Annotated in this window: 9 protein-coding genes; 8 read left to right on the top strand and 1 reads right to left on the bottom strand. The window is 40.1% G+C overall.

Annotated elements, in window-relative coordinates; all coding sequences use genetic code 11:
* Nucleotides 1–45 precede the first annotated feature (45 nt).
* On the bottom strand, nt 46–669 hold the full coding sequence (locus H5120_RS18560; RefSeq protein WP_182675730.1) for an arylesterase: 624 nt from the start codon (nt 667–669) through the stop codon (nt 46–48).
* Between H5120_RS18560 and H5120_RS18565 the strand changes: the two genes are divergently transcribed.
* From H5120_RS18565 to tolA, 8 genes are all read left to right on the top strand, one after another.
* Nucleotides 670–1,383, top strand: coding sequence for an ABC transporter ATP-binding protein (locus H5120_RS18565; protein ID WP_008137049.1), 714 nt, complete (start codon nt 670–672; stop codon nt 1,381–1,383).
* Nucleotides 1,373–3,874 (top strand): ABC transporter permease, encoded by a 2,502-nt coding sequence (locus tag H5120_RS18570; RefSeq protein ID WP_182675731.1) that lies wholly within the window; start codon nt 1,373–1,375, stop codon nt 3,872–3,874. The genes H5120_RS18565 and H5120_RS18570 overlap by 11 nt, the downstream gene beginning before the upstream one ends.
* Before the next feature lie 129 nt (nt 3,875–4,003).
* Complete coding sequence (gene ruvC / locus H5120_RS18575; RefSeq protein ID WP_182675732.1) at nt 4,004–4,528, top strand: crossover junction endodeoxyribonuclease RuvC; 525 nt, start codon at nt 4,004–4,006, stop codon at nt 4,526–4,528.
* A 2-nt stretch (nt 4,529–4,530) separates the two neighbouring features.
* Entirely contained in the window at nt 4,531–5,148 is a 618-nt protein-coding gene (ruvA, locus tag H5120_RS18580; RefSeq protein ID WP_182675733.1) for a Holliday junction branch migration protein RuvA, read from the top strand.
* A 7-nt stretch (nt 5,149–5,155) separates the two neighbouring features.
* Entirely contained in the window at nt 5,156–6,163 is a 1,008-nt protein-coding gene (gene ruvB / locus H5120_RS18585) for a Holliday junction branch migration DNA helicase RuvB (RefSeq protein WP_002960645.1), read from the top strand.
* 963 nt (nt 6,164–7,126) lie between these two features.
* Nucleotides 7,127–7,831 carry a protein TolQ gene (gene tolQ, locus H5120_RS18590; RefSeq protein ID WP_002960643.1) on the top strand — a complete coding sequence of 235 codons (705 nt, stop codon included), beginning with the start codon at nt 7,127–7,129 and terminating at the stop codon, nt 7,829–7,831.
* Nucleotides 7,818–8,246 carry a protein TolR gene (gene tolR, locus H5120_RS18595; RefSeq protein WP_002960641.1) on the top strand — a complete coding sequence of 143 codons (429 nt, stop codon included), beginning with the start codon at nt 7,818–7,820 and terminating at the stop codon, nt 8,244–8,246. The genes tolQ and tolR overlap by 14 nt, the downstream gene beginning before the upstream one ends.
* A 4-nt stretch (nt 8,247–8,250) precedes the next feature.
* A partial coding sequence (gene tolA / locus H5120_RS18600) for a cell envelope integrity protein TolA (RefSeq protein WP_182675734.1) occupies nt 8,251–8,652 on the top strand: 402 nt, incomplete at its 3' end.

Here is an 8,652-nt window from a genome sequence, read left to right on the forward strand (position 1 = left end):
TTACGCAAGAGGCCTAAAAAGGCGCCCTTGCGGTGTATTAATTAGCTAGTCTTTATTTAACCACTTTTTGATCGAGTCATACATCTCATCTCGTATTAATGGCTGAGCTTTTTTGTTAGGGTGTAAACTATCGTTTTGCATTAGCTCAGGTTGGCCGGCAATATCGAGCATAAAAAAGTTCATTAAATGCGCATTTGTTTCTTCGCTAACGCGCGAAAAAGTGTCAGTAAACATTTTACTGTAACGCGGGCCGTAATTAGGGGGAATGTAAATCTCCATTAAGGCGGTCATGGCATTAGCTGCTTGGCTTTTTTGAATAAGAGACGTTAAGTTAGTTTGCATTTTTTTGACTGGAAAACCACGTAAACCGTCATTAGCACCTAGCTCAATAAGTACATGAGTGGGTTCGTATTGCTCAAGCAATGCATCTAAACGGCGTAGGGCTCCACCAGATGTTTCGCCACTAATACTGGCGTTGATAAGTTCAATGTCGGCTTGTTCGTCATCGTATTTATCTTGTAACAATTTTACCCAGCCTTCTTCTTGTTGAAGTCCGTAGGCTGCGCTTAAACTGTCACCGAGTATTAAAATCGTGTTGTCGGCTGCTGCGCTCAGCGGTTTGATAACTAAAAATAAAATGAATACTAAACGAAGGATTGAATGAGTCATATGTCAGCGCTTTCTCAATTAAATATAATTCAGGTTAATGGTTTGTCTAAAGTAGTCTCTACCTTTGAAGGTGAGCTGCCCATCCTCAGCGACATCAGCTTTAATGTCAAGCATGGTGAGTCTGTTGCTATAGTTGGCACATCGGGCTCAGGTAAATCTACGTTACTCAGTTTATTAGCAGGGCTGGATACCGCAAGCAGCGGTGAAATATTTTTAGATGGTGAACCATTACACAATTTAGATGAAGAAGAGCGTGCTGCACTGCGCGCGGCTAAAATTGGATTTGTGTTTCAATCGTTTATGTTAGTACAAAGCTTAACGGCACTAGAAAACGTTATGCTACCAGCAGAGCTCGCTGGTGAAAGTGATGCAAAAGAGCAAGCAATTGCTTTGCTTGAAAAAGTAGGCTTGAGCCATCGAATCGATCATTACCCGTCGCAACTCTCTGGCGGTGAACAGCAGCGTGTTGCTATTGCGCGAGCATTTATTGGTACACCTAAAATACTATTTGCTGATGAGCCTTCGGCTAATTTAGACAGCAAAAACGGTAAAATGATTGAATCGTTATTATTTGATTTAAACACGCAACACGGCACCACGCTTATTTTGGTGACTCACGATGAAGGGCTTGCACAAAAATGTGAGCACATTATTCAAATAGAAGCGGGTTTACTGGTAAAAAGCCAAGTAGAGGACGTTGCTAATGTGGGTTAAGTTAGCGCTTAAGTTATTTTCGCGAGAATTTCGCCGTGGTGAGCTCACGGTTATAAGCGCAGCTATCGCTCTTGCTGTGTTAACCGTGCTTACACTGTCGATGGTTACTGAGCGAATAGGGCAAAGTATTGCGCAAAAAAGCAGTGCTTTTATTGCAGCAGACCGTGTACTTGCAAGCGACCATGTTCTGGACACCGCTTTTATTACTCAAGCACAGAGCCAAAATTTAAAAACGGCGCAAATGGTGTACTTCGACACTATGTTGTTTGCCGATGATGAAATGCAGTTTAGCTCAGTAAAAGCGGCATCTAATGCGTACCCGCTAAAAGGGCAGTTAAAAGTTAAAGATACACTAACCGGTGAAACTAAAGTTGCTAATAGCGGGCCAACGCCGGGTGATGTGTGGCTAAGTGAATCGGTATTTTACAGTTTAAATATTGATATAGGCGCGCAAGTAGAGCTTGGCGCGGCATTATTTAATGTTTCAAAAGTTATTGTAGAAGAGCCAGACGCGCCATTTAATGTATTTTCGAGTAGCCGTCGTGTGCTTATTAATATTGACGATGTGGCAAAAACTGAAGTTGTGCAGCCGGGTAGTCGTGTTTATTACCGCCAACTTTATGCAGGTAGTGAGGCTGACATAAATAGTTTTTATGAGTGGCTTAAACCACAAATGAAAGAAAACCAACAATGGTATGGCGTTAAAGACCGCCAATCACCCATTTCAAACAGCTTAAACCGCGCAGAGAGCTTTTTATTACTTGCTGGTTTACTAGGCATTATTTTGGCTGCAGTGGCTATAGCTGTTTCAGCAAAACGTTATTGTGAACGCCAATACGATCCAGTAGCGATGATGAAAACGCTAGGCGGTAGCCGTTCAATAATCCGCAAAATATACATGCTCCATTTATTGCTTGTATGTGCAATGGCGGTAAGTATTGGGCTGTTAATTGGTTATGGTTTGCAAGAAATAGCAACAAGTTACTTATCAAAAAGTATGGGCACAGAGCTGCCTTTAGGTGGCTTTAAACCTTGGCTGGTGGCTATAAGCACTGGCGTAATTTGTGCTGTTATGTTTTCTATTAAACCATTGTTTGATTTATTTGATATTCCACCGCTTAGAGTACTGCGCCGTAACTTAGGCGACAAGTTGGCGGTAAGTCGTGTGCATTTAGGTATGAGTGCGCTAACTGTGTTTTTATTAATGTGGTTATTTAGTAACAACATAAAAATAACGCTAATTTTGTTTATATCAACACTTGCGCTAATTGGTGTGCTGTTTTTAGTATCTAAATTAATATTTGGTGGTGGTCGAAGACTAGGATTAAAGCCAGGTAATAGTTGGTCGCTTGCAATTGCGTCTATTCAAAAGCGTGCAAATGTGAACGCGGTACAGTTAATTAGTTTTTCGTTAGCGATTAAATTACTGCTGTTTTTAGTGGTGCTTAAAAACGACATGATATCTGATTGGCAGTCGCAACTTCCAAGCGACGCGCCTAATGCGTTTTTGGTTAATATTACGCAAAATGAGCTTGAGCCAATTAATGAATATTTAGCTCAAAAAGATATTCAGGTATCAGAGTTTTATCCAACTATTCGTGGGCGCGTAAATGCGGTAAACGGCGAGTTGGTAGCGCGTTCTGTATCGCTGCAAGACAACGAGAAAAAAGACGAAGAAGCACGTGCAGGTATTGGTCGTGAGCTAAATCTTACATGGCTTAAAGATGTGCCTGATCAAAATGAAGTAACACAAGGCACGTGGTTTGGTGAAAATGCGATGGCTGAGGCTTCAGTAGAGGAGTCGATGCTTGAGCGTTTAGATGTTGAGATAGGCGATACGCTTACATTTTTAATTGGTTCGCAGTCGTTCGACGCTAAAATCACCAGTGTGCGCAAAGTAAATTGGGCCACGCTTAAACCTAACTTTTTTATTATTTTAAGCCCTGATGTACTTGCAGATTTTCCGGCGACGTATATTTCGTCGGTACGTATAAACCCAGATCAAAAGCGTGACTTTAGCCAGTTATTGCGTACTTACCCTACTATTACAGCCATTGATATTGATAACTTTGTTAAGCAAATACAAACAACTATTTCGCAAGTATCGCTCGCCATTGGCTTTGTACTTGCCATTGTTGTGCTGTGTGGCGCGCTTGTACTTATATCGCAAGTGCAAGCTAGTTTAGGTGAGCGCATGCAAGAAATTGTAATACTGCGAACGCTTGGCGCTAAAAGCCGATTAATTAAAAACGCGACCTTGTACGAGTTTTTATTACTCGGCGGTTTAGCTGGCTTAGTTGCCGCATTTTTTAGTGATATAGCGCTTTTAATTGTGCAGCAACAAATGTTTGATTTAGCAGGTAAGTTACACCCGCATATATGGATTATAGGTCCGGTAGCTGGCGGCGTATTTGTGGCAGGTTTAGGCTATTTAATGATTGCCCGAACACTTAAACAAAACACCCAAGGATTAGTGCGTGCCCTAGGGTAAGCTTAAACTAACATGCTCTGTAAATGCCCACCTAGTACGTGGGCATTTTTGTTTTTCTTTGTACTGGTAATTTATACAGTGCTCTGGCATTATTAGCGTAATTTAAAAATAATAACAATGGAGCGCTGTTTGGCCATCATTTTAGGGATCGATCCTGGTTCACGTTTGACCGGATATGGTGTTGTTGCCCATCAAGGTTCTAAATTTACATACTTAGGCAGTGGCTGTATAAAGTTAGCCGATCATCCTTTTCCGGTTAGGCTTAAAATGATCTACCAAGGCATTACACAGCTTATTGAGCAGTTTTCGCCAGAAACCTTTGCCATTGAAAAAGTATTTATGGCGCACAACCCCGATTCAGCTTTAAAACTAGGCCAAGCTAGAGGCGCTGCGATTGTTGGCGCTGCAATGGCCGACTTACCCGTATTTGAATACTCAGCTAGGCAAATTAAGCAAGCAGTAGTAGGCAACGGTGGCGCAGATAAAACACAAGTGCAACACATGGTAAAAAATATTTTAAAATTACCCGGTACGCCACAGTCCGATGCAGCTGATGCACTCGCTATTGCGATTTGCCACGCCCACTCAGAACAAAATTTAATTAAACTAGCGGGCAGCGCAAGCAAAACCGTTAGAGGACGTTTAAGGAAATAATTATGATAGGCCGCTTAAATGGTATTTTAGTCGAAAAACAGCCACCAGAAATATTACTCGAAGTAAGTGGTGTAGGTTACGAAGTACAAATGCCGATGACCTGTTTTTACGATTTACCAAAAATTGGTGAAAATGCGATTGTTTACACTCACTTTGTAGTGCGTGAAGATGCTCAGCTATTATTTGGTTTTAATAATAAAGTTGAACGTGCCTTGTTTAGAGAGCTATTAAAAGCAAATGGCGTAGGGCCAAAACTTGGCTTAGCTATTTTATCGGGCATGTCGGCAAAACAATTTGTAAGTTGTGTAAATAACGAAGACTCAACATCGCTTGTTAAATTACCCGGTGTAGGTAAAAAAACAGCCGAGCGTTTAGTACTCGAAATGAAAGACAGACTAAAAGATTGGGGCAATGATTTATTTACGCCATTTAGCGACAGCGCAGTAATAGAGCCATTGAGCGATGCGACAATTGCTAATAATGCAGCGGATGATGCCGTATCGGCACTGCTTGCATTAGGTTATAAATTGCCACAAGCTCAAAAAGCAGTAAAATCGATAAGTAAACCCGATATGTCTACTGAGGTTCTTATTAGAGAATCTTTAAAATCTATGTTGTGAGTAACCCATGATTGAAGCGGATCGCTTAATTGATGCGACTGAAAAAACAAATGAAGACTCTATAGATCGTGCAATAAGACCAAAACTTTTAGCCGACTACAGAGGCCAGCCTCATGTTAAGCAGCAAATGGAAATTTTTATTGAAGCTGCGCGAACCCGTGGTGAAGCGCTCGATCATTTATTAATATTTGGCCCACCTGGGCTTGGTAAAACCACGCTTGCAAATATTGTAGCCAATGAGTTACACGTAAGTATTAAAACAACATCAGGCCCTGTACTTGAAAAAGCAGGCGATTTAGCTGCTCTACTTACTAATTTAGAAGAGGGCGACGTGCTGTTTATTGATGAAATACACAGGCTAAGCCCGCAAGTTGAAGAAATACTGTATCCCGCAATGGAAGACTACCAGCTTGATATAATGATTGGTGAAGGCCCAGCTGCGCGTTCTATTAAATTAGACTTACCTGCATTTACACTCATTGGTGCAACCACACGAGCAGGCTCGCTTACATCGCCACTGCGTGACCGTTTTGGAATTGTGCAGCGATTAGAGTTTTATTCTGTAGAAGATTTATCGCACATAGTAGGGCGTTCAGCACATTATCTTGGTTTAGAAATGTGTGACGATGGCGCTACCGAAATCGCCCAGCGCTCGCGCGGCACACCACGTATTGCAAACCGCTTATTGCGCCGTGTACGCGATTACACTCAAGTAAAATCTGACGGCACAGTAAACGCCGATGTAGCTAAGCAAGCCCTTGATATGATTGACGTAGATAAAAGTGGTTTTGATTATATGGACCGCAAATATTTACTCGCCATAATCGAAAAATTTATGGGCGGCCCAGTAGGGCTCGACAATGTAGCGGCTGCTATTGGTGAAGAGCGCGAAACAATAGAAGATGTAATAGAGCCATTTTTAATCCAGCAAGGATTTATTCAGCGTACACCACGTGGGCGCATAGTGTCTGACAGTGCATACCATCACTTTGGTTTACTTCCTAAAAAAGACTAGCCTATATACTTTACTTGCTGTGGTTTATTGCGCAGCAGGTAATTGTCTCAGTATCCCTTTGTTTCAAATTATTATACTCAAAACCTCAACACTCTGTTGAAAATGTTATTTCAAAATACAAATACGCTTTATAGTTAACTGTTAATTCACAGGGCGTTAAGACTCGCGAAGCTATCCTGCGTACCATTCAAACTAGTAAGCGAATTACTTATTGTAAATTAGGTAGAGCAATTATTAGTTTATAAATAAAATATGTAGCGCACTAAATTGCAGGCAAAAAAAAGCCCGCAAAAAATGCGGGCAAACAACAAGTTGAAGGAAGTAATCCAGGGGAACTACGTTTTACTAAATTTGGTTTTATCCAGAAAGAGTAAAACAATGTAATACGATAAAATATCCTATTACTAAGAACTTGGCTTAATGAAACTATCTCATTCAGTGCTCTAGCTCGGTATGGGAGAATAATACGTAAGTTTACTTTTTTGTTCAAACTAGAAAATTTGTATTTTCAGATTAGAAAAACTAATTTAGTGAATTTTATTGTTGTTTGAATCTTGTGCGTTAATTAATCGTTAAATTTATAAGCTTATGAAATTTATAACTTAAGTAATTTATTTCGTTATAGCTCGGTATTAGTTTTACTATTACGTGCAGGTGAGGCTTATAGGTTTTGAGTGTTTATGCTCTTATTTTGAATAAACGGCGCATTTTATGACGTTTCATGTATATATTTACGCATATTTATAGTTAGCGAGTTTGTTTAAAAGTTTAAATAAAATACTGAGGCAAAGGGAAATGCCAGCTAAAGTTGTTTTTTAACGTTTTTTGTTGCCTATTCATAGCAATACCGTTGTCAGCTTGAAATGGACTAGATACACTAGATGCAACTTTTGGCCGTGTAAGCGGTCATATTTACACAAATTAACCAATTTGCCGTATTTTGAAATTATTTAGGAGTTTAACGTGGGATCAGGGCTTAATTTTTTAGATCTAATTTTAGAAGCAAGTTTGCTTGTTCAATTAGTAATGTTAGGGCTAGTTGCCATGTCTGTAATGTCGTGGACAATTATATTTCAACGTAAAAAAGCAATATCGGATGCGCTAATAAATGCTAAGAAATTTGAGCAAAAGTTTTGGTCGGGTATTGATTTAAGCAAATTATATAACGAGATATCGTCACGCAGCGGTCAGTCTCAAGGCATTGAAGCTTTGTTTACTTCGGGCTTTAAAGAGTTTGCTCGTCATAAAAAGAATACATTTCAAAGTGCGAGTATTGTTATGGAAGGAACGCACCGCTCTATGCGTGTTGCGCTTTCTCGTGAAATTGAAAAAATGGAATCTAGTCTATCGTTTTTAGCAACAGTAGGTTCTATTAGTCCGTACATCGGTTTGTTTGGTACAGTGTGGGGCATAATGAATGCCTTTATTGCACTAGGTGAAGTTAAGCAAGCTACATTACAAATGGTAGCACCAGGTATTGCAGAGGCACTTATTGCCACTGCTATGGGTTTATTTGCGGCGATACCTGCTGTTATTGCTTATAACCGTTTTTCAAACAGTGTTGAAAAGCTTGAGTCTCACTATATTAACTTTATGGAAGAGTTTGCTAATATTTTACACCGTCAAGCAGCTACACAAATAGAGGCACAAGCGAATGTATCAGCGTAAAAAGCGCCGTCCGGTCGCAGAGATTAATGTAGTACCTTACATTGATGTAATGTTGGTACTACTTATAATATTTATGGCTACAGCACCGCTTATTACGCATGGTGTAAAAGTTGATTTACCCAAAATGGAAGAGTCTGATTTAGTTGATACTAAAGATACTCCGCCTATTATTGCCTCAATAGATGCACAAGGTAAATATTACGTGAGTGTAGGTACTGATCCTGAAGAGCCTATGGAAGCACTTGATGTAGCTGCGGTTATAAAATTACAGCTAATGAAAAACCCTGACGTGCCAGTCATGATTAAAGGCTCGGGTAAGGTGTCGTATCAAGAAGTATTATTACTAATGGATTTTTTGAAAAATGCAGGCGTACCATCAGTAGGATTAATGACGGAATCCTTTGAGGGGAAGTAGCTGTATGAATAGTTCAGTAGTAAAATCAATAGTACTTCATTTAGGGATTGGTGGATTTTTGTATGCTTCTGCAAATATTCATCCGCCAACACCTAAAGTAATGGAAGTAACACTTAATTCGGCTATACCTACGCCAGATAAAGCGGTATCAGCCGTTACAGTTGATCAAAAACAAGTTGAGCAAAAAATTGCTGAACTTCAAAAGAAAGAAAAAGATAAAAAAAGTGCTGAAGATAAACGTATCCGTGATTTAGAACGCAGAGCGGCCAATGCACGCAAGCAACGCGAATCAGAAGCACGTAATATTAAAAAGCTAGAGCAAGAGCGTAAAGCTAAAGAGAAAGAAAAAGCGCAAGCCGAGGCAGAAGCTAAAAAAGCACGTGCCATTGAGCAAAAAGAGCGTGCT

Origin of the sequence: Pseudoalteromonas sp. SR43-2 (genome assembly GCF_014163885.1) — a bacterium.
GTDB classification, from domain to species: domain Bacteria; phylum Pseudomonadota; class Gammaproteobacteria; order Enterobacterales; family Alteromonadaceae; genus Pseudoalteromonas; species Pseudoalteromonas distincta.

Excerpts from the sequence above, each read along its gene's own strand:
- tolR (WP_002960641.1), top strand. The coding sequence starts at position 7,818 with ATGTATCAGCGTAAAAAGCGCCGTCCGGTCGCAGAGATTAATGTAGTA.
- H5120_RS18560 (WP_182675730.1), bottom strand. The coding sequence starts at position 669 with ATGACTCATTCAATCCTTCGTTTAGTATTCATTTTATTTTTAGTTATC.
- ruvB (WP_002960645.1), top strand. The coding sequence starts at position 5,156 with ATGATTGAAGCGGATCGCTTAATTGATGCGACTGAAAAAACAAATGAA.
- H5120_RS18565 (WP_008137049.1), top strand. The coding sequence starts at position 670 with ATGTCAGCGCTTTCTCAATTAAATATAATTCAGGTTAATGGTTTGTCT.
- H5120_RS18570 (WP_182675731.1), top strand. The coding sequence starts at position 1,373 with ATGTGGGTTAAGTTAGCGCTTAAGTTATTTTCGCGAGAATTTCGCCGT.
- ruvA (WP_182675733.1), top strand. The coding sequence starts at position 4,531 with ATGATAGGCCGCTTAAATGGTATTTTAGTCGAAAAACAGCCACCAGAA.